This window comes from Streptacidiphilus sp. PAMC 29251 (assembly GCF_054208735.2).
In genome coordinates this window covers 5565162-5587995 of the sequence record NZ_CM135725.2, presented here as the reverse complement: position 1 = coordinate 5587995, position 22834 = coordinate 5565162, and the positions used below count along the sequence as shown (strand labels likewise).

Sequence of the window (22834 nt, the reverse complement as noted above, 5' to 3'; positions counted from 1 at the left end):
GCCCTAGGATTGTAGGGACCGCCCACCCGTCTCACCCCTGACGCGCCGGGGCGGTCCCGTACGACGAGGAGGCGACACAGGTGAACGACGCGACCGAGGAAGCAGCGGAACCAGCAGCTGCCGAAGAGGCCGGGGCCACCCCGATCAAGACCCGCAAGAACGGCCTCTACCCGGCCCTCTCGGACGAGCTGGCCGGAGTCATGAAGTCCGGCTGGGCCGACACCGAGCTGCGCGACCTCGCCCCGGCCGAGCAGTCCGCGTACGCCGCCAAGCGGCGGGCCGCGCTCTCCGGGCGCTTCCCCGGCGACCGACTGGTGATCCCGGCCGGCAGCCTGAAGACCCGCGCCAACGACACCGAGTACCCCTTCCGCGCGTCCAGCGAGTACGTCCACCTCACCGGCGACCAGACCCAGGACGCGGTGCTGGTGCTGGAACCGCGCAACGGCGGCGGGCACGACGCCACCGCCTACCTGCTGCCCCGCTCCGACCGCGGCAACGGCGAGTTCTGGCTCGACGGCCAGGGGGAGCTCTGGGTCGGCCGCCGGCACAGCCTGGCCGAGGCCGAGGCGCTGCTCGGCCTGGCCACCCGGGACGTCCGCAAGGTGGTCGAGGAACTGGTGCTGGCCGCCGACGAGAAGCCGGCCACCACCCGGATCGTCCGCGGCTACGACGCCGGTCTCGAGGACGCGCTGGCCGAGCACACCACCCGGCACGGCGACGAGGAGCTGCGGATCTTCCTCAGCGAGCTGCGCCTGGTCAAGGACGAGTGGGAGGTCGGCCAGCTGCAGGCCGCCTGCGACGCCACCGCCAAGGGCTTCACCGACGTGGTCCGCGAGCTGGCGCAGGCCGTGGCCACCTCCGAGCGCTGGATCGAGGGCACCTTCTACCGCCGGGCCCGGGTCGAGGGCAATGACATCGGCTACGGCTCCATCTGCGCGGCCGGACCGCACGCCACCACCCTGCACTGGGTCCGCAACGACGGCGAGGTCCGCCCCGGCGAACTGCTGCTGCTGGACGCGGGCGTGGAGACGCACACCCTCTACACCGCCGACGTCACCCGGACCCTGCCGATCAGCGGCGGCTTCGACGAGCTGCAGCGCAAGATCTACGACGCGGTCTACGACGCCCAGGAGGCCGGGATCGCCGCAGTGCGTCCCGGCGCGCGCTACCGCGACTTCCACGAGGCCTCACAGCGGGTGCTGGCCGAGCGGCTGGTCGCGTGGGGCCTGGTCGAGGGACCGGTCGAGCGGGTGCTGGAGCTGGCGCTGCAGCGCCGCTGGACCCTGCACGGCACCGGCCACATGCTCGGCCTGGACGTCCACGACTGCGCCCACGCGCGCACCGAGGCGTATGTGGACTGCGTGCTGGAGCCCGGCATGGTGCTGACCGTCGAACCGGGGCTGTACTTCCAGGCCGACGACCTGACCGTGCCCGAGGAGTACCGCGGCATCGGGGTCCGGATCGAGGACGACATCCTGGTCACCGCCGACGGCAGCCGCAACCTCTCGGCGGCGCTGCCGCGGACCTCGACCGAGGTCGAGGCGTGGATGGCCGGCCTGACCGGCTGAGTGGCTGAGTGGCTGACGGGCACGGGACAGGGGGCGTCCTGCACCGGGAGGACGCCCCCTCCCCGGGGAGGTTGCAGGTGGTTTCGAGGATTCTTCGACCTGGCGTCAATGCACCCCTGCGCTAAGATTTCGCCATGCTCACCATCGCCTCGCGTCCCCCGCCGAGACCGCGCACACCGTCGCCGTGCTCGCCTTCGAGGGCATGGCCCCGTTCGAACTGGGCGTGGTGGTGGAGGTGTTCGGGCTGCCCCGGCCGGAACTGGGCGACCTGCCCTGGTACGAACTGCGGGTCTGCGCCGAGCACCCCGGGCGCGACCTGCGCGTGGTCGGCGGCTTCAGCCTCAAGGCCGACCACGGCCTGGAAGTACTCGCCGAGGCGGACACCGTGATCGTCCCCGGGGTCGCCGACACCAGGAGCGAGGTGCCGCCGGCCGTGGTGGCCGCGCTGCGGGCGGCGCACCTGCGCGGGGCGCGGCTGGTGTCGATCTGCTCGGGCGCGTTCGCGCTGGCCGCGACCGGGCTGCTGGACGGGCAGCGGGCCACCACGCACTGGCGGTACGCCCCGCTGCTCGCCGAGCGGTACCCGCGGGTCCGGGTCGACCCGGACGTGCTCTATGTCGACAACGGCCAGGTGCTGAGCAGCGCCGGCAGCGCGGCCGGGATCGACCTCTGCCTCTACCTGGTGCGCCGCGACCACGGCGCGACGGTCGCCAACACCGTCGCCCGCCGCTTCGTGGTGCCGACGCACCGGGAGGGCGGGCAGGCGCAGTACATCGAGGCGGCGGTACGGCCGGTGGCCGAGGAGGAGGACGGGATCGCCCGCAGCATGGCCTGGGCGCTGGACCGGCTGGCGTCCCCGCTGACCGTCCCGGCGCTGGCCCGGGCTGCGCGGATGTCGGAGCGCTCCTACCTGCGGCACTTCACCCGGCGCAACGGGACCAGCCCGATCCGCTGGGTGATCGCCCAGCGGATCGCGGCCAGCCTGCCGCTGCTGGAGGCCGGGGAGGGGTCGGTCGAGGAGGTCGCGGCGGCGGTGGGCTTCGACAGCCCGGCCACCTACCGCCACCACTTCGGCCGCGCGATGCGCACCACCCCCACCGCCTACCGGCGCGCCTTCAGCAGCCGGGTCGCCTGACGGCGGGGGCCGCGTGACGGCACGGGCCGAGCCGGGGGCGTGGGCTGCGGCCCCGGGTGCGGGCCGCGGGCCGCAGACTGGCTGGCCTAGCGGCAGGCGTCGGCGCGGGCGGCGTTGGCCAGGACGGCGTCGTGGAACCAGGCTGCGCCGCCGGTGACCTCCTGCTCGTAGGTGGCCTGGAAGCGCGGGTCGGCGAGGTACATCTCCGCCAGGCCGCGCTGCATCGCGTGCGAGCAGTCGTAGAAGTTGCGGACGATGTGCTGCCGGTGATCCTCGGCGATCTCCATCGCCTGCTCGCTGTCGGCGGCCACCCCGGCCCGGACCGACTCGGCGATCCGGCGCATGATCTCGTCGCCCTCGGCCTTGATCCGGACCCAGTCCGCCTTGCTGAGCTTCGCCGCCTTCTGCTGCGACTGCTTCCATGCCTCGCTCTCGCCCCAGCGCTGCTCCGCCTCGGCCTCGTACTCCACATAGCCCTCGCCGAAGACCTCGAACTTCTCCTCGGGGGTCAGCTTGATGCCCATCTTCTGTGCCTCCAGTGCGTGCTCCACCGCCGCGGCCATCTCCTGGAGCCGGGTGATCCGCCCGGTCAGCAGCGCGTGCTGGCGCCGCAGGTGCTCGGACGGGCTGGTGTCCCGGTCGTCCAGGATGGCCGCGATCTCTTCCAGGGCGAAGCCGAGCTCGCGGTAGAAACAGGATCTGCTGCAGCCGGTCCAGGTCGGCGTCGTCGTAGCGGCGGTAGCCGGACGGCGTGCGTCCGCCGGGGGACAGCAGCTTGATCTCGTCATAGTGGTGCAGGGTGCGCACCGTGGTGCCGGCCAGGCCGGCGACCTTGCCCACCGAGTAGCTCATGTCTTCGTGCTCCCTCTTTCCGTGCCCCAGCCTGGATCCTCACGTCGGGTGAGGGTCAAGCGGTCATCGGGGAAGCAGTCAGGAGGCGTGCAGCAGCGGGCTGTCGCGGAACTTCAGCACCTTGTCGAAGGAGACCACGGCGCCGCTGCGGGGGTGGTTCTGGAACTGGACGTGGTCCATCAGCGCCCGGATCAGGAACAGCCCGCGGCCGCTGGTGGCGTCGAGGTCCGGCAGGCAGCTGCCGGCGTCGTCGGGGATGCCGGTGAACGGCGCGAAGTCGTCCAGGCCGTCCAGGCCGTTCAGGCCTTCGAGGGCGCCGGGGCCCGACAGGGTGCCGCCGTCCAGCATGGCCAGCGGCCGGGCCAGCGCGGGTGCGATCCGGCGACGGCGGCGTCCGGTGCAGGGGCGGGTCCTGGTCTGCGCTGCCGCTGCCGCCGGGGCCGTCACGGCCGGGAGGCCGGGTGCGGGGGAGGCGCAGGCCGGGTTCGCGGAGAAGCCGGGCCCGTTGTCGGTGATCTCGACCCGCAGACAGCCGTCCTCGATGGTCGCGGTGACCTGGAAGCAGCCGTCCTCGCCGGCGCCGATCAGCGGCCGGGCGTGCTCGACCGCATTGGCGCAGGCCTCAGTGAGGGCGACCCCACCTCGTGCGAGATGTCCGGGTCGACGCCGGCCGAGGCCATCGTCCCGAGCAGGATATGTCGGGCCAGCGGCACGCTGGCCGGTTCACGCCGAAGGTGCAGAGACCACCAGATGTCCACGGCAGGCTCCTCCTGGCTGCGGCTCCACATACCACTACCTATAACCGAGCGTCAGAGGAATCAATCGCGTAGACGCAAACTTGTCACCCCGCTGGCGGATGTACCGAGGCGGAAGGACCCGGAGGGAGCACGGCCGGGGGCAGGCATCAGGGAGCGCGCGCGGGCGTGCGCTCCTGCGGACCGGCGCGGCGGGCGAACCGGTTCCCCCACCCAGCGGGTGATCGTGGCGGGGCCGGTGAGAGACTGGCAGCTGCCATGACTGTGTCCCCAGCCGCCCCGGCGAGCACACCGGGCTGCTCCGCCACGCTCGACCTCCGCGTACTGAGGGCCCTGCCCTTCGCGGTGGTCTGCGTTGTCGTGTCCGCGATGGGGCACGACCTCGCCGGCGGCGGGGCCGTCCCGTGCGGAACGCTGCTGCTCGGCGGCCTGGCGGTGTGGGCGCTGGCGGCGGCGCTGGCCGGGCGGGAGCGCTCGCTGCGGTCGATCGCGGCGGCGCTGGCCGTGGGCCAGCTCGGACTGCACCTGCTGTTCCACCAGCTGGCCATGGCCAGCGGTGGAATGGCCGGAATGACCGGCAGCACTCGCATGGGGGGCATGGCCGATATGCCGGGCATGGCCGGGATGGCCATGCCGACCGGCGCCCACGCCGGCGGCGGCTCCAGCGCCCTCGCCGCGCTCGCCGCGAAACTGCTGTGCGGGCCCGGCGGCGCCTCAGCCGGCGGAGCCTCGGCCGGGCTCACCCTGCCGCCGGGGACGACCGCGGCGCAGCTGGTCGCCCGGGCCGGTATATCTCCGCACCTGGCCCTGGCCAGCACCCCGCACCTGCCGCTGTGGACCCACACCGCGTACCTGGGGCTCACTCCGCTGATGCTGCTCGGCCACCTGCTCGCCGCGGCCACCGCGGGCTGGTGGCTGCGCCGGGGCGAGGCCGCGGTGTGGCGGGTGCTGCGGGTCAGTGTGCAGCTCACCGAGACCCTCGCCCGGGTCTGGACCGCCCCGCTGCGCACCCTGCTGGCCCTGGCCGCCGGCTGGCTGCGGGGCCTGCTCGGGCAGCTCGGCCCGGACGCCGAGGCCCGGTTCCGCCCGATGGACGGCGAGGACCGGCCACCGCTGCGGACGGCGCAGCTCCGGCACCAGCTGACCAGGCGCGGGCCACCCTTGGCCTTGGCGGCCTGACCTGCGCGAACAGTGGCAGGACAGGCCCGCGGCAGTTGCCTGTCCCCTGTCCCCTCCAGCACTGGAGAGCTGTTCCATGCGCCGTACCTTCACCATGACCACCCTGGCCACGCTCACCGCCGGCGGGCTGCTGCTGCTCGCGGGCCCGGCCTCCGCGCACGTCACCGTCAACCCGGGCAGCGTCGCCCAGGGCAGCTACACCGAGGTCAGCGTCCGGGTCCCGAACGAACAGGACAAGGCCGACACCACCAAGGTCGAGCTCTACCTGCCGACCGACCACCCGATCGCCTCGGTGTCCACCGAGAACGTCCCCGGATGGACCGTCAGCGTGGTCAAGACCAAGCTCGCCAAGCCGCTGACCACGGACGACGGTCAGGTCACCGAGGCGGTCTCGGAGATCACCTGGAGCGGCGGGACGATCAAGCCCGGACAGTTCCAGGACTTCGCGCTGTCGCTCGGCCCGCTGCCCACCGACACCACCTCGCTCACCTTCAAGGCCCTGCAGACCTACAGCGACGGCACGGTGGTCCGCTGGATCCAGCCGAGCGTCGAGGGGCAGCCGGAGCCGGAGAACCCGGCGCCCGTGCTCAAGCTGACGGCGGCGGGGGCCGCTGACGACGGCGGCAGCGCATCGGCCGCGCCCAGCGTCACCGCGGCGCCGCCGGCCGGGACCACGGCCTCGGCCTCCTCGGCCACGTCCAGCAAGGACAGCAGCGACACGCTGGCCCGGGTGCTGGGCGGGGTCGGGCTGGTGGTCGGGCTGCTCGGCGTGGGCTTCGGCTTCCTCGGCTGGCGTCGCGGCGGGTCCACCGGCGGCGGTTCCAGCAGCTCCGGGGGCTCCACCGGCACCGGCACCGGCGGCGCGTGAGCCGGCGGGGGCGGGCGCGGCCGAGCCGGCCGTGCCCGCCCCCGCAGCCCGGGCCCGGCTCGGGCCCCGCCCTGGCCCCGGTTCAGGCTCCGACCCGGTTCAGGCTCCGACCCGGTTCCGGCCCGGGCCACCCCGCGCCACCGCGCACCTGCCCCGTACTCGTCCCATGAATGGATGACTCAGATGTCGCACCACCTGCGCCGCCGAACCCTGCTCACCGGCGCCCTCACCGGCTCCGCCGCGCTGCTGCTCACCGCCTGCGGCTCCTCCTCGGGCACCATGTCCTCCTCCGGCAGCGGCGGGAACGCGGCGGCCCAGGTGTCCGGCCAGGACAGCAAGGGCCCCTACCAGGGCCTCAACCTGGGCCGGACCTTCGACAAGCCCGACGTCGCCTTCACCGACACCAGCGGCAAGCCGTTCAACATCGCCAAGCAGACGGCCGGCAAAACCGTGCTGCTGTACTTCGGCTACACCCACTGCCCCGACGTCTGCCCGACCACCATGTACGACATCGCGGCGGCCGTCGCCAAGCTGCCCAAGGCCGACCAGCGACAGGTCCAGGTGGTGTTCGTGACCACCGACCCGGCCCGGGACACCGGCGCCGCCATGCGCACCTGGCTGAACGCCTTCAACAGCAGCTTCGTCGGTCTGACCGGCCCGATGGACACCATCATCGCCGCCGCGAAGTCGGTCGGCGTCGGCGTCGAGGCCCCGACCGCGGGCAAGGAGCCGGTGCACGGCGCCCAGGTGCTGGCCTACCTGCCGACCGACGGCAAGGCGCACATCATCTACACCAGCGACACCGCCTCGGCCGTCTACCTGCACGACCTGCCACTGCTGATCAAGGGTGTGGCCGCATGAGGCGGGCCGCCCTGGTCGGGGCGGCGAGCGCGGCGGTGCTGGGTCTGGCGGGGCTGGCCGGCTGCGGCTCCTCCGACGCCTCACCGGCGAAGATCAGCGTCAGCGGCGCCTACATACCCCTGCCCGCATCCCCCGACATGGCCGTCGCCTACTTCGACATCGGCAACAGCGGCGGCAGCGCGGACCAGCTGGTGGGGGTCAGCAGCAGCTCGGTGCAGAGCGCCGTGCTGAACCAGTCCACCGACACCTCGATGCATGCCGTCAACCAGGTGGACGTGCCCGCGCACGGCGAGGCGCACCTCGCCCGCGGCGGGACGCACGTGATGCTGATGGGGCTCAGCCCGGCGCCCAGGATCGGACAGCGGATCACCTTGACGCTGTCGTTCCAGCACAGCGGCACGGTGACGGTGCAGGCCACCGTCCAGCCGCTGTCGTACCAGCCGCCGACCCCGCAGCCGACCCAGCCGACGACGAAGTGACCGCCGCCATGCAGACGATGTCCCGTCCCGCGTCCCGCCCCGCCCCGCCGCGCCGGCGTGCCGCCGCGCTGCTGGTCCTGCTCGCCGCGCTGCTCGGGCTGATGCTCGCCGGGGCCACCGCCGCCTCCGCGCACGCCGCGCTGCTGTCCAGCGACCCCAAGCAGGGGGCGGTGGTGCAGACCGCGCCGACAGCGGTGACGCTGCACTTCAGTGAGCAGGTCACGCTGGAGAGCGACGCCATGCGGGTGTTCGACCCCAGCGGCAAGCGGGTGGACAGCGGCGCCAGCGGGCACGCCGGCAGCGACGACTCCACCGCCCGGGTCGCGCTGGTCCCCGGCCTGGCCGAGGGCACCTACACGGTGGCCTGGCGCGCGGTCTCCGCCGACACCCACCCGGTCTCCGGCGCGTTCACCTTCTCCTACGGCCATGCCTCCACCACCACCAGCGTCGCCGGGGAGCAGGCCACCACGGGCGACACGGTGGTCGGCTTCCTGTACGGGGCCTCGCGCAGCGTCCAGTACGGCGCGTACGCGCTGCTGGTCGGCTCGGTGGCGCTGGTGCTGCTCTGCTGGCCGACGGGGGTGCGGCTGCGGCCGGTGCAGCGGCTGATGCTGGGCGGCTGGGCCGGACTGCTGCTGGCGACGGTGGCGGAACTGCTGCTGCGCGGGCCCTACGAGGCGGCGAAGGGGCTCGGCAGCCTCTTCGATCTGACGATCATTCAGCAGACCCTGCACGAGCACCTGGGCACGATGCTGGTGGTGCGGATGCTGCTGCTGGCGGCGGCGGGGGTGTTCCTGTCGCTGCTCGCGGGGCAGACCGGGGTCGGCCTGCCGGAAACCGAGAGCACTGATCCGAAAGCAGAGCGGCGGCTGAGGGCCACCCTGGGCATCACCGGAGCAGTGCTCTCGATCGCGCTGGCCTGCACCTGGGCTCTCGCCGACCACGCCTCCGTCGGGATCCAGGTCGGCCTGGCGGTCCCGGTGGATGTGGTGCACATCCTCTCCATGGCCTGCTGGCTCGGCGGCCTGGCCGCCGTCCTGGTGGGGCTGCGGACGCCCGCCGAGGCGGGCGGGATCGGCGCACCGCAGGTGCGGCGGTTCTCCACGGTGGCGCTGTGCTCGGTCACCGCGCTGGTCGGCACCGGGATCTACCAGGCCTGGCGCGGCCTCGGCAGCTGGGACGCGCTGGTCACCACGACCTATGGCCGGCTGCTGCTGATCAAGATCGGCGCGGTGCTGGTGATCCTGGCCTCCGCCTGGATGTCCCGCCGCTGGACCGCAGTGCTGCTGGCAGAGCCGGACCAGGGGGCGGCGGCAGGCGCGGGCGGCGCCGAGGGCGCCGAGGTGGCGGCGGGCGACGCGGGGCTGCGCCCCACACCCCCGGAGGCGGCAACGGCGGAGGCCGAACCCCTGCCGGAGGCCGAACCCCAGGCCGCGCCGGAGGCGGACCCCGCTCGGGTGGAGCAGCTGCGGCGGCAGGCGGCGGCGCGGCGGTCGGTGACGACGGCGCGGGCGCGGGAGGCGAGCCCGGCGCGGGGGATGCTGCTGCGCTCGGTCCTGCTGGAGGTGACCTTCGCAATCATCGTGCTGGTGGTCACCACCCTCCTCACCAACGCCCCACCCGGACGCTCCGTCACCGCCCAGGCCCAGGCGCAGGCGGTGACCTCCAAGCAGAGCGGACCGGTCGACCTCAACCTGGCCTTCGACACCGGCGGCAGCACCGACAACGCCAAGGGCAAGGTCAGCATCGACATCGATCCGGCCCGGGTCGGCAGCAACCAGTTGCACGCCTATGTCTATGACAGCAGCGGCCAGCCCGTGGACGAGCCCGAGCTGGACATCCGGGTCACCCTCCCGGCCAAGAGCCTCGGCCCGTTCAACGTCCAGCTGGACAAGGTCGACGCGGGCCACTGGGCCGCGTCCGGTCTGCAGCTGCCGATGGCGGGGACCTGGCAGCTGCAGGTGATCATCCGCTCCGACGACATCGACGAGACGACCGTGACCGCGCCCATGCAGGTGAGCAACTGATGTCCGACCGCACCACCAGCGACAGCACGGCCAGCGACACCAGCACCACCGTGTCCCGGCGGCGGCTCCTCGCCACCGCCGGGGCGGCCGGCGCGGTGGGGCTCGCGGCCGGCGCGGGCGCCTTCGCCGCGACCGACTCCTCCGCGTCCACGCCGACCACCACCACCGCGACACCCGTCGCCCCCGCCCTCGGCGCGGACGCGCACCCGTTCCACGGCCCGCACCAGGCCGGCATCGTCGAGCCCGCGCAGGCGCGGATGCTGTCCACCGCCTTCGACCTGACCCCCGGCACCGCCCGTCCCGGCCTCGCCTCCCTGCTGCGCCGCTGGTCCGCCGCAGCGGCCGCGATGGCCGAGGGGCGGACGCCGCCCGGCCTCACCGACGACGGCTCAGCCCTGGACGCCGGGCCCGCCTCGCTCACCGTCACCTTCGGCCTCGGCGCGTCCGTCTTCGCCAAGGCCGGGCTCACCGCGCAGCTCCCGGCCGCGCTGGCGCCGCTGCCCGTGTTCCCCGAGGACGCGCTCGACCGGCGCCGCAGCGACGGCGACCTCTGGGTCCAGGTCTGCGCCGACGACGCCCTGGTCGCCTTCCACGCCATGCGCACCCTGCAGCGCCTCGCGGCGGGCGCGGCCACCGTCCGCTGGCAGATGAGCGGCTTCAGCCGCAGCCCCGGCGCGACCGCGCGGCCCCGCACCGGGCGGAATCTGATGGGCCAGATCGACGGCACCAACAACCCCAAGCCGACCGACGCCACCTTCGACGCCCGGGTGTTCGTCCCGGCGAAGCCCGACCCGGCCAAGGGCGAGCCGGCCTGGATGGCGGGCGGCAGCTATGCGGTGTTCCGGCGGATCAGGATGCTGCTGGACCACTGGGACCAGCAGTCGACGGACCGTCAGGAGCGGGTGATCGGCCGTCACAAGGCCTCCGGCGCCCCGCTCTCCGGCGGCACCGAGACCACCCCGGCCGACCTGGACAGGATCACCGCCACCGGCGGCCTCGCCATCCCCGGCGACGCCCACATCCGGGTCGCCACCCCGGACTCCAACCAGGGCGCGGCCATGCTCCGGCGCGGTTACTCCTACCAGGACGGCCTGCGCCCGGACGGCTCCCCGGACGCCGGGCTGCTCTTCGTCGCCTTCCAGGCCGACCCGCGCACCGGCTTCGTCCCGGTCCAGCTGAAGCTGTCCCGCGCCGACGCCCTCTCGGTCTTCATCGCGCATGAGTCCAGCGCCCTCTTCGCCGTCCCCGGCGGCGCGACCGACCCCGGCGGGTACGTGGGCCAGGCCCTGCTGGAGGGATGAGAGAGAACCACCCCAGGACCACACATTGAGACCGGGCCCCTTGGGGCCCCGGTTGTCGTTACCGTGGCATTCGTCCACGATGCGCCTGCACCACCCTCGGAGGCCCCGGTTGTCCGCCACCCGCTACACCTATCTCGGTCCTGCCGGCACCTTCACCGAGGCGGCCCTCCGGACCCTGCCCGAGGCGGCGACCCGGGAGCTGGTGCCCTCGGTGTCGGTGCCCGCGGCACTGGACGCGGTGCGCAGCGGCGAGGCCGCGGCCGCGCTGGTCCCGATCGAGAACTCGGTGGAGGGCGGCGTCACCGCGACCCTGGACGAGCTGGCCACCGGCTCGCCGCTGATGATCTACCGCGAGGTGCTGCTGCCGATCGCCTTCGCCCTGCTGGTCCGCCCCGGCACCGAGCTGGCGGACGTGAAGACGGTCTCCGGGCACCCGGTGGCGCAGCCGCAGGTGCGGCGCTGGCTGTCGGCGAACCTGCCGCAGGCGCACTGGGAGTCGGCGGCGTCCAACGCGGACGCGGCGCGGCTGGTGCAGGAGGGCCGCTTCGACGGGGCCTTCGCCGGGGAGTTCGCCGCCGCGCTGTACGGGCTCGAACCGCTGGCCACCGACATCCATGACGCGAGCAGCGCGACCACCCGCTTCGTCCTGGTGGGCCGACCGGGCCGGACCGCCGCGCCGACCGGCGCGGACAAGACCTCGTCGGTGTTCTGGCTGGGCGACGACCACCCCGGCGCGCTGCTGGAACTGCTGCAGGAGTTCGCCGTGCGCGGGGTCAACCTGATGCGGATCGAGTCCCGGCCGACCGGCCAGGGCCTGGGACAGTACTGCTTCTCGGTGGACGCCGAGGGCCACATCACCGACCGCAGGGTCAGCGAGGCGCTGATGGGCCTGCACCGGATCTGCCCCCAGGTCCGCTTCCTCGGCTCCTACCCCCGGGCCGACAAGGTCCCGCCGCAGGTCCGCCCCGGTACCTCGGACGCGGAGTTCAGCCGGGCCGCCGACTGGCTGTCCCGCTGCCTGGACGGTCGCGGCGAGGGCTGATCGCTTTCGATCACTTTGCTGGGCCGTCCTGGAGGGGTTTTCCCCAGGCTGGCGGAGGACTGTGCGAAGGGTGAGTTATCCACAGGCTGGGGATGAATCGACAAATCCCCTCCGCTGGCTTGCGACCGCAGATCGTCCCCGAGTCGGACATATGTGCATTCGGGGTGATCGTTTCCCGGTTGCACCCCCGAGGTTTGCCGAAAATCACGCAGATGGGGCAGAAGTCCAGGTTTAGCTGGGCGCCGAAGCGATCCGAGGAAGCAAGATCCAGAGGTCCGGAAATCCACAGGTCGACATCTCCAACTGTGGACAAATCCATGAGACCCCCGTGGTGACCGAGATATCCACAGGCTGCGGTGAGTTATCCCCAGGCTGCTCGGACTCGTAGCGCCCATCACAACTGCACCTATTACGGTCAGAATAGGACAGACTCTGGCAACCATTCAGTAATGGTTGCCAGCCCGGTTGATCACTTGCTGATCACTTGGCCGGGAAGTCGAACGAGTAGCCCGCCGCCACCAGCTCCGGCAGCAGCTGCTTCAGCGCCGCGACGGTCTGGCTGCGGTCACCGCCGCCGTCGTGCATCAGAATGATCGCGCCCTTGCCCAGCTCCTGGTGGACGGTGGAAACGATCTTGCTGACCCCGGGGCGCTTCCAGTCGTTGGTGTCCACCGACCAGGCCAGCGGACGCAGCCCGTTCTGCGCGGCGATCTGCCGGTTGGGCGGGGAGAAGTCACCGCCCGGGGCCCGGAACCAGCTCACCTGGGTACCGCTGCCGCCCGCCTTCTCGATCATCGACTTGGCGTCGACGATCTCCTTGGTCTGGTACTGCAGGCTCTTCTTGGACATCGCCTCGTTGTGGGAGACCGTGTGGTCGCACAACTGGTCGCCGGCCGCGCGGATCGCCTTCACCATCGCCGGGTTGGCCTTGGCGTGCGGGCCTATCTCACAGAAGGTGGCGTGCGCGTGGTACTGCGCCAGTACGGCCAGGATCTGCGGCGTGTAGACCGGGCTGGGTCCGTCGTCGAAGGTCAGGGCTATCGACTTGTCCTTCGCCCCGGTGGTGTACTCCAGCACCGGGCTGGCCTTCAGCGTGCCGCCCGGCGGCACGTTGTCACCGGAGGTGCTCTTCGGCGACGAGGGCGACGTGGCCGATCCCGACGCCGCCCCGGAGGCGGAGGAGCCGGAGGCCCCCGCCCGCGGATTTCCTGAGCCCTTGGACGCTCCGCAACCGCTCGCCGTCACCGCCACCAGCGCAGCCAGTGCCGTGCCTATCAGAGCTGTCCGGGTGTTGATGTGCCTGCTCATGGGCCCCCCTCGCATATGGTTCGTGCCCCCACCCTAGGTCGGCCGCGGAGGTGGTTGACAGCCTTCTCCCAGCTTTGGAGAGGTACCGGGACAAACATGTGACAAACCCCCCACAGGATCCCCTCGGAGCTACCACGACCTGCCACGGACTGCCAGGGACGAAAGGCAGCGGCAGGCCAGGGGCTGCGACCGGTAGGCTCGTCCCCGTGATTGACCTTCGCCTGCTTCGTGAGGACCCCGACCGTGTGCGCGCTTCGCAGCGCGCCCGAGGAGAGGACGTCGCCCTTGTCGACGCCCTCCTCAGTGCCGACGAGCGGCGGCGGTCGTCCGGCTCCCGGTTCGACGAGCTCCGCAACGAGCAGAAGCTGATCGGCAACCAGATCCGCAGCGCCAAGGGCGAGGAGAAGGCCGAGCTGCTGAAGCGCGCCTCCGTCCTCGCCGCCGACGCCAAGGCGGCCGGCGCGGAGCAGTCCGAGGCGGCCGACGAGGCCAAGCGGCTGCAGGGCCTGTTCGCCAACCTGCTGCACCCCGACGCCCCGATCGGCGGCGAGGAGGACTTCGTCACCCTCGAGCACGTCGGCGCCCCGCGCGACTTCGCCGCCGAGGGCTTCGAGCCGCGGGACCACGTCGAGTTGGGCCGGATCCTCGGCGCCATCGACATCGAGCGCGCCGCCAAGGTGTCCGGCTCGCGCTTCTACTACCTCACCGGGATCGGCGCGCTGCTGGAGCTCGCCCTGGTCAACATGGCCATCGCCCAGGCGGTGGAGGCCGGCTTCACTCCGATGCTGACCCCCGCGCTGGTCAAGCCGCGGGCCATGGAGGGCACCGGCTTCCTGGGCCAGGCCGCGGAGAACGTCTTCCGGCTGGAGGAGGACGACTTCTACCTGGTCGGGACGTCCGAAGTGCCGCTCGCGGCCTACCACATGGACGAGATCATCGACGCGGACCGGCTGCCGCTGCGCTACGCCGGCTTCTCGCCCTGCTTCCGCCGCGAGGCCGGGACGTACGGCAAGGACACCCGCGGCATCATCCGGGTGCACCAGTTCGACAAGGTGGAGATGTTCGTCTTCACCACCCCGAGGAGGCCGAGGCCGAGCACCAGCGGCTGCTGCAGTGGGAGAAGGACTTCCTCGACAGCCTGGAACTCGCCTACCGGGTCATCGACGTTGCCTCCGGCGACCTGGGCTCCTCGGCGACCCGGAAGTTCGACATCGAGGCCTGGATCCCCACCCAGGGCAAGTACCCGCGAGCTGACCTCGACCTCCAACTGCACCGAGTACCAGTCCCGCCGACTGGACATCCGGATGCGCGGTGAAGGGGGCAACCGTCCGCTGGCCACGCTGAACGGGACGCTGTGCGCGGTGCCGCGCACCATCGTCGCGATCCTGGAGACGCACCAGCAGGCGGACGGCTCGGTGCTGGTCCCGGCGGCGCTGCAGCCCTACCTGGGCGGCCGCACCGTACTGGAGCCGGTCGGAAAGTGAGCAGCACCACCGCCGCGGAGCGTCCGTACGACCTGATCGCGACCGACCTCGACGGCACGCTGCTGCGCTCCGACCACACCGTGTCGGAGCGCACCCGGCGGGCCCTGGCCGCGGCCACCGCGGCCGGCGCGAAGCACGTCGTGGTCACCGGCCGCTCCGCGGCCTGGACCAGGCCGACCCTGGACGCCATCGGCTACACCGGCCTCGCCGTGTGCAGCCAGGGCGGCCAGCTCTACGACGCGGGCGCGCACCGGCAGCTCACCTCGATCACCCTGGACCGCAAGCTGGCCCAGATCGCCCTCGGCAAGATCGAGGCCGAGACCGGCCCGCTGTTCCTCGCCGTGGCCAGGGACGGGCTGGACGGCGAGGTGCTGACCGGCCCCGGCTACGGACTCCCCGACGAGGGCGACACCCGGCGGATCACCGACCTCGCCGAGCTGTGGGCCGAGCCGGTCACCCGGCTGTTCCTGCAGCACCCGGTGCTGACCGACGATCAGCTGACCCAGCTGGTCCGGGAGATCGCCGCCCAGCTGGTCGACGTGGTGATGGCGGGCCCCGGTTTTGTCGAGGTGCTGCCGCTGGGCCTGTCCAAGGCCACCGGTCTCGCCCTGGCCGCCGCCCGGCTCGGCGTCCGGAAGTCCCGCACCATCGCCTTCGGCGACATGCCCAACGACCTGCCGATGTTCGGCTGGGCCGGGCACAGCGTCGCCATGGCCAACGCCCACCCGTCGCTGCTGGCCGCCGCGGACGAGACCACCCTGGACAATGACGCGGACGGCGTGGCCGTGGTGCTGGAACGGCTGTTCCCGCAGGCCTGAGCACGGCGGGTAGGGGTGGCAAAGCCGCCCGCTACGCTGCCGCACATGAGTGCAACGAGCGGGTACACAGGTGTCGCGGTGGTCACCGGGGCCGGGTCGGGGATCGGCCGGGCCACGGCGGTGGCGCTGCTGGAGGCCGGCTGGGCGGTGGCCCTGGCCGGGCGGCGGGCCGAGAAGCTGCGGCGGACCGCGGCCGACAGCGGCCGCGGGGCGGCGGCGCTGGTGCTGCCGACCGACGTGACCGATCCGGCCGCGGTGGACGCGCTGTTCGCCGCCGTGGGCGAGACCTTCGGGCGGCTCGACCTGCTGTTCAACAACGCCGGAGTGGCCGCCCTCTCGGCCCCGCCGGAGGAACTGTCCTTCGAGCGCTGGCGCCAGGTCGTGGACACCAATCTGACCGGGGCGTTCCTGTGCGCGCAGGGCGCCTACCGGCTGATGATGGCGCAGGACCCGCAGGGCGGACGCATCATCAACAACGGCTCGGTGTCCGCCCACGCGCCGCGTCCCAACAGCATCGCGTACACCAGCACCAAGCACGCCATCACCGGGCTGACCAAGTCGCTGGCCCTGGACGGCCGGCGGCACCGGATCGCCTGCGGGCAGATCGACATCGGCAACGCCGCCACCGAGATGACCCGGCGGATGACCACGGGCATCCTGCAGGCCGACGGCAGCACCGCGGTCGAGCCGACCATGGACGTGGCCGACGTGGCCAGGACCGTGCTGCACATGGCCTCGCTGCCGCTGGAGGCCAACATCCCCTTCGTCACGGTGATGGCGAGCGCGATGCCGCTGATCGGCCGCGGATAGCACCGGTCAGGCAGGGCCTGCTGCCGCGGCCGCCCGCTCGGTGATCAGCATCGGCGGGCGGCCCAGGCACAGCAGCCAGCCGGGGATGACCAGCACGCACAGCACCGGCAGCAGGGTGAGGTCGTTGACGATGACCACGCCCATGAACAGGCTGAGCCAGCCCTGCCGGGTCACCGCGAGCACCGTGCCGAGCACCCCGGCGCCGATGGCCAGGCCCAGCGGGACCCCGCCGACCAGGCCGTGCGCCAGGCAGCCGAGCGCCACCCCGACGAACACCGCGGGGAAGATCCGGCCGCCGCGGAAGCCGCAGGTCGCGGCGAGGACCAGGGCGACCATTTTCACCACCGCGTCGAGCAGCAGCCGTCCATTGCTGAAGCCGTCGAGCCCGGCGACCAGTTCCCGCATCTGGTCCAGCCCCTTGAACAGGGTGATCTCCCCGCCGAGCGCGCCGAGGGCGCCCAGCAGCAGCCCGCCGAGGGTGAGCGCGAGCACCGGGTTGCGCAGCGACTGGAACCACCTGTGCAGAAACGGGAAGGCATAGGCCCCGGCGACCCGAAACCGGTCGCGACCAGCACGATCAGCGTCCCGGAGACCAGGTCGACCAGCTCGAAGCCGCGGTAGCCGGGGACGCTCACCGACAGCGAGGGCGCGGCGATGAGCTTGGTGGTGAGCGAGCCCGCGGCGCCCGCGAGCAGCGGGGCCAGCAGCTGGTCCCAGAGGCTGACCCCGGCCCGGCGGACCAGGGTCTCGGAGAGGATCAGCGCGGCGGCGACCGGGGTGCCGAACATCGCGCCGATGGTGCCGGCGGCGCCGAGCGCCACCCACAGCTCGACGTCCTTGCTCTTGACCACCTTGCTGCCGAACCACCAGGCCAGCGCGATATTGGCGGCGGTGATCGGGTTCTCCGGGCCGAGGCTGACCCCGCCGCCGAGGGCGAGCACGGTGGCCAGCAGCAGGCCGGGCAGCATCCGCAGCGCCATCGGCGGGGCGACCAGTCCCTCGGTGGCCGGGTCGGGCCCCGCGTGGCCGGGGGCGTAGCGGACCACCAGGCCGACCGCGAGGCCGATCGCGGTCAGCACGCCGAGGATCCACCAGCCGCTGTCGGGGCTGACGTCCAGCCAGTCGGGGAGGTGCTGCCAGAGCAGGTGGTGCACCAGCTCCTCCAGCTTGCTGATCCCCAGCAGCACGGCCGAGCTGCCCACCCCGATCAGCAGCGCCCAGGGCAGCTGCCGCACCTGCCCGAGCACGAGCCGGCCCGGGGACGAAGCCGCTGCCGCCGGCAAGGGTGCTGGTTCGGAAGCTGGTGCGGAAGCTGCTTCGGGTGCCATAGCTGGTGACTTTGGCAGGCCCTGCGGGATTTGACGGCGCAGCCACGGCCCGGCCGCCGACAGTTACGCCGACCAGGCGACCGTCCTCCTCCGTCGCCCGCCACCGCGGTCAGATCCCTTGCCTTTCCAGCAAAGCCGCAGGCACTATCAGGGCTCTACCATAAGATAGTGTTCTCCCTCCTCACCCACCCCCGGAAGGGACCCCAGCTCATGGCCAGGACGAACGATGTCGGCGACGGGGCCGAACAGCTGGAATTCCGACTCGGTGTGGTGATCAAGCGGGCGGAGCAGGCGCTCATGGCGGAGAAGTCGCAGGCGCTCCGCAGCTTCGGGCTGACCGTGCCGCAGTACGCGGCGATGATGACCCTCGCCGCCTCCGGCGGGACGTCCGGCGCGACCATCGCTCGCGAGTGCATGGTCACTCCGCAGACCATGTCGACCATTCTGGCGAACCTGGAGCAGAAGGGGCTGATCGAGCGTGAGGTCTCGCATCTGCACGCGAAGGTCCTCGTCTCCAAGCTGACCAGGACCGGCCGCGGCCTGGTGAAGAAGGCCGATGTGGCCGCGCTGCAGGTGGAACGCCGACTGGCCGCCGAGTTCTCCCCGCAGGAGCGGGAGCTGTTCCGCGACCTGCTGGAGCGTGCCGCCAAGGTGCTCAGCGGCAAGGAGTAGCAGCCGACCCGGCCGGGTTCAGCTGGCGAAGCGCTGGGCCGGCAGCCTGCGGTTCGGCTCCAGGGACGCGTCACCGCGCAGGATCGAGGCCTGGAGTTGCGTCAGGCGCTCGCCCGGCTCGAGGCCGAGCTCCCGGACCAGCCTGATCCGGAACTCGCGGAACGCCGACAGGGCCTCCGCCCGTCTGCCGCAGCGGTACAGGGCGAGCATGAGGTGGCCGCAGAGGGTCTCGTGGAGCGGGTACTGCGCGGAGAGTTCGGTGAGCTGCCCGATCACGGAACGGTGCTCCCCGGCGTCCAGGTCCGCGACCAGCGCCGCCTCCACGGTGCCCAGCCGCTCCTCCTCCAGCCTGGCCACCAGCGACTCGAGTCTTCGGCCACAGCTGACGTTGACCAGCGGGCAACCGCGCCAGAACTCCATCGCCTGGGCCAGCATGCGCCTGCCCTCCTGGAGTGATCCGTCCTGGATGGCCGCCCGGCCGCCGCGGTCGAGCCGGGTGTAGGCCGTGCTGTCCAGCGCCACCAGCGCACTGGACAGCCGGTATCCGCCGCCTTCGCTGACCAGGACCCTTTCGGCGATCTCCGCCAGCGACAGCCCGCCGGCCGCCACCAGGACGCGACGGAGTTGTCCGATGTAGGTCTGCAGGGTGCTGACGGCCGACTTGGGCGGGCTCTCGCCCCACAGCTCCTCGATCAGCGCGGCCGACGACACGGCGCGGTCCATCCGGGCGGCGAGCAGGGCGAGCACCACGCGTGGTTTGGGCGCGATCTGGGTCGGCGCCTTGGCTCTGCCGAGCAGCACCAGCGGTCCCAGCATCCGGATCTCCAGCCGGGGAGCATCACGCACCAGGGCGTGCGACGCCGAGAAGACGTCCCCATGACGCCCGAACCGAACACTCTCCATGGAACCGGTCGGGATTCCGTTCGCTGACACGATCCACCCCCGTGATCTTGATATGTCACCATCATATACGAGCCCTGATACTAGCTATGAAGCTTACAAATATAAGGTTCGTCATAGATGTTTCCGCATGTCAGCAATGCGACAACGCAGTCATATTGGATCGAAGCAGCCAAAGGTGGCATACGTACCAGTAAGCGGAATTGGCTACTTTCGGCCGACCCTCCGCGGTGCCGGCAGGGCACAGGTCAGTCGGGCGGAGCAGACCTCCCGGCCGGTCTCGTCGGAGATCCGGATCTCGTAGCTGCCCGAGCCGGGCCCGATCTCCAGCGGGCGGGCCACCCCGGTGAGCAGCCCGGACCGGGCCGGCGCCAGATGGGTGCAGCTGAGTTCCCGTCCGACGATGACGCGGTCGGTGCCGGCCTGCATCCACGCCGCCACCGAGCCCAGGGTCTCCGCGAAGGCCGCGTTGGCTCCGCCGTGCAGCAGGCCGATCGGCTGCCGGTTCCCGGAGACCGGCATGGTCCCCACGACCAGTTCGGCCGTGCAGGTGGTGAGGGTGATGCCGAGCCGCTCCGTCAGCTGCTCGTCGGCGAATCCCGGCAGGACGGGGATCGCACCGAGGGTGGTCGTGCTCATGGGGCGGGACTCCTGACGACTGTTCAGAACGGAGTATGCGGAAGGAAGAAGGGCGCCCGGCGGCGGGGTGCTCCGGCGACCGGAGCACCCCGCCGACCCGCGCCGGGCGGGTCAGCCGACGGCGGGCTCGCGCACCGCCTGCTCGGTGACGGCCCCGGACTCCTCGGCCCCGTCCGCCTCAGGAGCGGCGGTCCCGCCCGCCATCAGCGAGCGCACCACCAGCGCGCTGACCAGGCAGGCCGCCGCGACGATCCACATGGTGGCGTGGAAGCCGGCGCCGTAGGCGTCGGTGAGCGTCCTGGCGAAGGAGGAGCTGCCGGCCGCTCCCGCCGAGGAGTGCCGCACCGCACCGTCCAGGTCGCCCTGGAGCAGCTTGGAGGTCAGCGCGGCGGGCCCGCCCGGGTAGGTCGCCACCGGCGCCGAGGAGCCGAGGTGGCTCCGGGTGAGGGCGGCCACCATGGAACCCAGGGCGGCCATGGAGACCACGTCCGAGGTCAGTCGGACCGTGTTGAACATGCCCGCGGCCATGCCCATCCGCTCGGGGGCCACGGCGGAGATCGCCGCGCCGTCCAGGATGCCGAGGGAGATGCCGTAGCCGATGCCCAGGCACAGCAGCGGTCCCACCAGCGCCGCGGTGCCGGAACCGGGACTGACGGTGGCCAGCCAGGCCGCGCCGACCGCGGAGAAGCTCAGCAGCACCACGAAGAGGTTCCGGATGCCGACCCGCTGCGCGACCATGCCGGTCAGCACCGGCGCGACCAGCGAGGGCCCGGTGAGCAGCAGCAGGATCAGGCCGATCCGCAGCGCGGAGGACCCACTGGTCGCGGTGAGGTACGGCGGCAGCACGATCACCAGGGCGACGAAGCTGAAGGCGAGCACCAGCGGCACCAGGCAGATGGCCAGGAAGCCGCGCTCGGCCAGCAGCGAGAGGTCGAACATGGGTGCGGGCGAGCGCCGTTCGACCACCACGAACACCGCCAGCAGCACCGCGCTGAGCACCAGCGCACCGAGCACCGACGCGCCGGTCCAGCCCTGGCTGCTCGCGGTGACCAGCGCGTAGACGAACAGGGCCACGCTGAGGCTGAAGCTGATGCTGCCCGACCAGTCGAAGCGCCCGCCCTTGACCCCCGGCGAGGAGGGCAGCAGCGGCACGCTCAGCAGCACCAGCGCGGAGGCCGCCGCCAGCACCAGGAACACCGCGCGCCAGCCCCAGGCGTTGACCAGGGTGCCGCCGAACATGGGGCCGAACGCCAGACCGGCCCCCAGGAAGGTGCCGAACAGGCCGAACGCCTTGGCCCGGGCCGGGCCGTCGAAGGTCTGCGCCAGGATCGCGGTGATGCTGGCGAGCGCGGCGCCGCTGCCGAAGCCGGCCACGGCCCGGGAGATATCCAGCAGCAGGATGCCGTTGGACAGTCCGGAGACGGCCATCCAGAAGGCGAAGAAGGCCATGCCGGCGGCGAAGATCCGGCGGTGGCCGACCCGGTCGGCGAGCGAGCCCATCGCGGCGAGGCTGCTGGAGGCGGTCAGCATGTAGCCGTCGACGACCCACTGGGCGGCGGAGAGGCTGCTGTGCAGGTCGGCGCCGATGGCCGGCACCGCCACCGAGGGGCCGGTCACCACCAGGGTCATCAGTGGCCCGACCACGCAGGCCGCGATGAGGGTGGCACGTGGATTCCCGCCGGTCGGCGGGGCGGAGAGCTGACTGGACAAGGCCGGTTCCTTTGCTATCAGACTTGGGATGTAAGTCAGAGTACTGATACTCACATGTATGCTGTCAACCCGTTGGGACGTACGGCAACAGGGCTGGAAAGGAACACGCATGCGCAAGGTCGTGCTTGGATCGTCCGGGATCAGCACCGGGGCAGTGGGACTCGGCTGCATGGGGATGTCCTGGGGCTACGACGAGTCGGGACGGGACGACCGCGCCTCGGTCGAGGTGATCCGGCGCGCCCCCGGACTGGGCTGCACCCTGGTCGACACGGCCGACCAGTACGGTCCCTTCACCAACGAGGAACTGGTCGGCCGGGCCCTGCGGGGACGCCGGGACCAGGTGGTGCTCGCCACCAAGGGCGGACTGGTGGTGGAGCAGCCGGGGGCGGGCTACCGCAGCCGGCGGGACGGCCGCCCCGAACACCTGCGGGCCGCGTTCGAGGCCAGCCTGCTGCGGCTCGGCGTGGACCACGTCGACCTCTACCAGCTGCACCGGACGGACCCTCAGGTCCCGGTGGAGGAGAGCTGGGGAACGCTGGCCGAGTTCGTGGCGGAGGGCAAGGCGCGGGCGCTGGGGCTGTCCGAGGCCTCCGTGGAGGAGATCGACCGCGCCGCCGCCGTGCACCCGGTGGCCTCGGTCCAGAGCGAGTTGTCGCTGTGGAGCCGCGAGGCGCTGACCGGCGGCGTGGTCGAGCACTGCGCCCGCCGGGGCATCGCCTTCATCGCCTTCGCCCCGCTCGGCCGCGGCTTCCTCTCCGGCCGCATCGCCTCCCCGCTGGACCTGCCCGCCGTCGACGGACGCCATGCCATCCCCCGCTTCCAGCCGGAGGCCCTGAGCGCCAACCAGGCGATCATCGAGCGGCTGCGCGCCGCCGCCGAGGCCAGCGACTGCAGCCCCGCGCAGGCGGCCGTGGCCTGGGTGCTCGCCCAGGGCGACCATGTGCTGGCGATCCCGGGCACCAAGACCATGCGCTACCTGGAGGAGAACGCGGCCGCCGAGCGGGTCCGGCTCGCACCGCGCAGCCTGGAACTGCTCGACGAACTGCCGGAGGCCGTGGGCGCGCGCTGAGCGCGACGCGTCCACGACCCCCGCCGTTC

The 22834-nt window shown here is 72.3% G+C and carries 18 protein-coding genes and 4 pseudogenes; 14 read left to right on the top strand and 8 right to left on the bottom strand.

The window, feature by feature from the left end; translation table 11 throughout:
• Positions 1–80: 80 nt before the first annotated feature.
• Positions 81–1568: an aminopeptidase P family protein gene (locus tag ACXKR8_RS26410; RefSeq protein ID WP_458267063.1), complete on the top strand. Its 1488-nt coding sequence runs from the start codon at positions 81–83 to the stop codon at positions 1566–1568.
• Positions 1569–1752: 184 nt separating this feature from the next.
• Positions 1753–2703, top strand: a complete 951-nt coding sequence (locus ACXKR8_RS26405; RefSeq protein WP_462099860.1) for a helix-turn-helix domain-containing protein — start codon at positions 1753–1755, stop codon at positions 2701–2703.
• 86 nt (positions 2704–2789) lie between these two features.
• On the opposite strand, the pseudogene ACXKR8_RS26400 reads toward ACXKR8_RS26405, so the two are convergent.
• The 3 genes and pseudogenes from ACXKR8_RS26400 to ACXKR8_RS26390 form a co-directional block, all read right to left on the bottom strand.
• Positions 2790–3555, bottom strand: a pseudogene (locus ACXKR8_RS26400) (MerR family transcriptional regulator).
• 78 nt (positions 3556–3633) lie between these two features.
• On the bottom strand, positions 3634–4002 hold the full coding sequence (locus tag ACXKR8_RS26395; RefSeq protein ID WP_462099859.1) for a hypothetical protein: 369 nt from the start codon (positions 4000–4002) through the stop codon (positions 3634–3636).
• 93 nt (positions 4003–4095) lie between these two features.
• Positions 4096–4140 (bottom strand): annotated as a pseudogene (locus ACXKR8_RS26390) (hypothetical protein); the annotation flags it as partial.
• Between the two features lie 428 nt (positions 4141–4568).
• Between ACXKR8_RS26390 and ACXKR8_RS26385 the strand changes: the two are divergent.
• From ACXKR8_RS26385 to pheA, 7 genes are all read left to right on the top strand, one after another.
• Positions 4569–5489, top strand: coding sequence for a hypothetical protein (locus ACXKR8_RS26385; protein WP_458267059.1), 921 nt, complete (start codon positions 4569–4571; stop codon positions 5487–5489).
• Positions 5490–5565: 76 nt separating this feature from the next.
• Positions 5566–6357: a YcnI family copper-binding membrane protein gene (locus ACXKR8_RS26380; RefSeq protein WP_458267058.1), complete on the top strand. Its 792-nt coding sequence runs from the start codon at positions 5566–5568 to the stop codon at positions 6355–6357.
• A gap of 174 nt (positions 6358–6531) precedes the next feature.
• Positions 6532–7218, top strand: coding sequence for an SCO family protein (locus ACXKR8_RS26375; protein WP_458267057.1), 687 nt, complete (start codon positions 6532–6534; stop codon positions 7216–7218).
• Positions 7215–7697 (top strand): copper chaperone PCu(A)C, encoded by a 483-nt coding sequence (locus ACXKR8_RS26370; protein WP_458267056.1) that lies wholly within the window; start codon positions 7215–7217, stop codon positions 7695–7697. Before ACXKR8_RS26375 ends, ACXKR8_RS26370 begins: the two co-directional genes overlap by 4 nt.
• Before the next feature lie 17 nt (positions 7698–7714).
• Positions 7715–9724 carry a copper resistance protein CopC gene (locus tag ACXKR8_RS26365; RefSeq protein ID WP_458267055.1) on the top strand — a complete coding sequence of 670 codons (2010 nt, stop codon included), beginning with the start codon at positions 7715–7717 and terminating at the stop codon, positions 9722–9724.
• On the top strand, positions 9724–11025 hold the full coding sequence (gene efeB / locus ACXKR8_RS26360; protein WP_458267054.1) for an iron uptake transporter deferrochelatase/peroxidase subunit: 1302 nt from the start codon (positions 9724–9726) through the stop codon (positions 11023–11025). Before ACXKR8_RS26365 ends, efeB begins: the two co-directional genes overlap by 1 nt.
• A gap of 109 nt (positions 11026–11134) precedes the next feature.
• Complete coding sequence (gene pheA / locus ACXKR8_RS26355) at positions 11135–12067, top strand: prephenate dehydratase (RefSeq protein WP_458267053.1); 933 nt, start codon at positions 11135–11137, stop codon at positions 12065–12067.
• Between the two features lie 480 nt (positions 12068–12547).
• Here the strand turns inward: pheA and ACXKR8_RS26350 are convergent, their stop codons facing one another.
• A complete protein-coding gene (locus tag ACXKR8_RS26350) occupies positions 12548–13375 on the bottom strand; it encodes a polysaccharide deacetylase family protein (protein WP_458267052.1) in 828 nt (275 codons plus the stop codon).
• 206 nt (positions 13376–13581) lie between these two features.
• Here ACXKR8_RS26350 and serS point away from each other — a divergent pair.
• From serS to ACXKR8_RS26335, 3 genes and pseudogenes are all read left to right on the top strand, one after another.
• Positions 13582–14859 (top strand): annotated as a pseudogene (gene serS / locus ACXKR8_RS26345) (serine--tRNA ligase).
• Positions 14856–15677, top strand: a complete 822-nt coding sequence (locus ACXKR8_RS26340; protein ID WP_458267050.1) for an HAD family hydrolase — start codon at positions 14856–14858, stop codon at positions 15675–15677. The pseudogene serS and the gene ACXKR8_RS26340 overlap by 4 nt, the downstream one beginning before the upstream one ends.
• A 45-nt stretch (positions 15678–15722) precedes the next feature.
• Positions 15723–16487, top strand: coding sequence for an SDR family oxidoreductase (locus ACXKR8_RS26335; protein ID WP_458267049.1), 765 nt, complete (start codon positions 15723–15725; stop codon positions 16485–16487).
• A gap of 6 nt (positions 16488–16493) precedes the next feature.
• Here the strand turns inward: ACXKR8_RS26335 and ACXKR8_RS26330 are convergent.
• A pseudogene (locus tag ACXKR8_RS26330) lies at positions 16494–17815 on the bottom strand (ion channel protein).
• 210 nt (positions 17816–18025) lie between these two features.
• Here ACXKR8_RS26330 and ACXKR8_RS26325 point away from each other — a divergent pair.
• Entirely contained in the window at positions 18026–18487 is a 462-nt protein-coding gene (locus ACXKR8_RS26325) for a MarR family winged helix-turn-helix transcriptional regulator (protein ID WP_458267047.1), read from the top strand.
• An 18-nt stretch (positions 18488–18505) separates the two neighbouring features.
• Here the strand turns inward: ACXKR8_RS26325 and ACXKR8_RS26320 are convergent, their stop codons facing one another.
• The 3 genes from ACXKR8_RS26320 to ACXKR8_RS26310 form a co-directional block, all read right to left on the bottom strand.
• Positions 18506–19420 carry an AfsR/SARP family transcriptional regulator gene (locus tag ACXKR8_RS26320; protein WP_458267046.1) on the bottom strand — a complete coding sequence of 305 codons (915 nt, stop codon included), beginning with the start codon at positions 19418–19420 and terminating at the stop codon, positions 18506–18508.
• A gap of 174 nt (positions 19421–19594) precedes the next feature.
• The gene (locus ACXKR8_RS26315) at positions 19595–20026 is read right to left on the bottom strand and encodes a hotdog fold thioesterase (protein WP_458267045.1); all 432 of its coding nucleotides are present in this window, start codon (positions 20024–20026) and stop codon (positions 19595–19597) included.
• Positions 20027–20137: 111 nt separating this feature from the next.
• Positions 20138–21736: an MFS transporter gene (locus ACXKR8_RS26310; protein WP_458267044.1), complete on the bottom strand. Its 1599-nt coding sequence runs from the start codon at positions 21734–21736 to the stop codon at positions 20138–20140.
• 109 nt (positions 21737–21845) lie between these two features.
• On the opposite strand from ACXKR8_RS26310, the gene ACXKR8_RS26305 reads away from it, so the two are divergent.
• Positions 21846–22805: an aldo/keto reductase gene (locus ACXKR8_RS26305; RefSeq protein WP_458267043.1), complete on the top strand. Its 960-nt coding sequence runs from the start codon at positions 21846–21848 to the stop codon at positions 22803–22805.
• Positions 22806–22834 lie beyond the last annotated feature (29 nt).

Bases quoted from the DNA above. Each gene is read 5' to 3' on its own strand.
- ACXKR8_RS26365 (WP_458267055.1), top strand. From the start codon at position 7,715: ATGTCCCGTCCCGCGTCCCGCCCCGCCCCGCCGCGCCGGCGTGCCGCC.
- ACXKR8_RS26375 (WP_458267057.1), top strand. From the start codon at position 6,532: ATGACTCAGATGTCGCACCACCTGCGCCGCCGAACCCTGCTCACCGGC.
- efeB (WP_458267054.1), top strand. From the start codon at position 9,724: ATGTCCGACCGCACCACCAGCGACAGCACGGCCAGCGACACCAGCACC.
- ACXKR8_RS26305 (WP_458267043.1), top strand. From the start codon at position 21,846: ATGCGCAAGGTCGTGCTTGGATCGTCCGGGATCAGCACCGGGGCAGTG.
- ACXKR8_RS26380 (WP_458267058.1), top strand. From the start codon at position 5,566: ATGCGCCGTACCTTCACCATGACCACCCTGGCCACGCTCACCGCCGGC.
- ACXKR8_RS26325 (WP_458267047.1), top strand. From the start codon at position 18,026: ATGGCCAGGACGAACGATGTCGGCGACGGGGCCGAACAGCTGGAATTC.
- ACXKR8_RS26335 (WP_458267049.1), top strand. From the start codon at position 15,723: ATGAGTGCAACGAGCGGGTACACAGGTGTCGCGGTGGTCACCGGGGCC.
- ACXKR8_RS26385 (WP_458267059.1), top strand. From the start codon at position 4,569: ATGACTGTGTCCCCAGCCGCCCCGGCGAGCACACCGGGCTGCTCCGCC.
- ACXKR8_RS26350 (WP_458267052.1), bottom strand. From the start codon at position 13,375: ATGAGCAGGCACATCAACACCCGGACAGCTCTGATAGGCACGGCACTG.
- ACXKR8_RS26370 (WP_458267056.1), top strand. From the start codon at position 7,215: ATGAGGCGGGCCGCCCTGGTCGGGGCGGCGAGCGCGGCGGTGCTGGGT.
- ACXKR8_RS26315 (WP_458267045.1), bottom strand. From the start codon at position 20,026: ATGAGCACGACCACCCTCGGTGCGATCCCCGTCCTGCCGGGATTCGCC.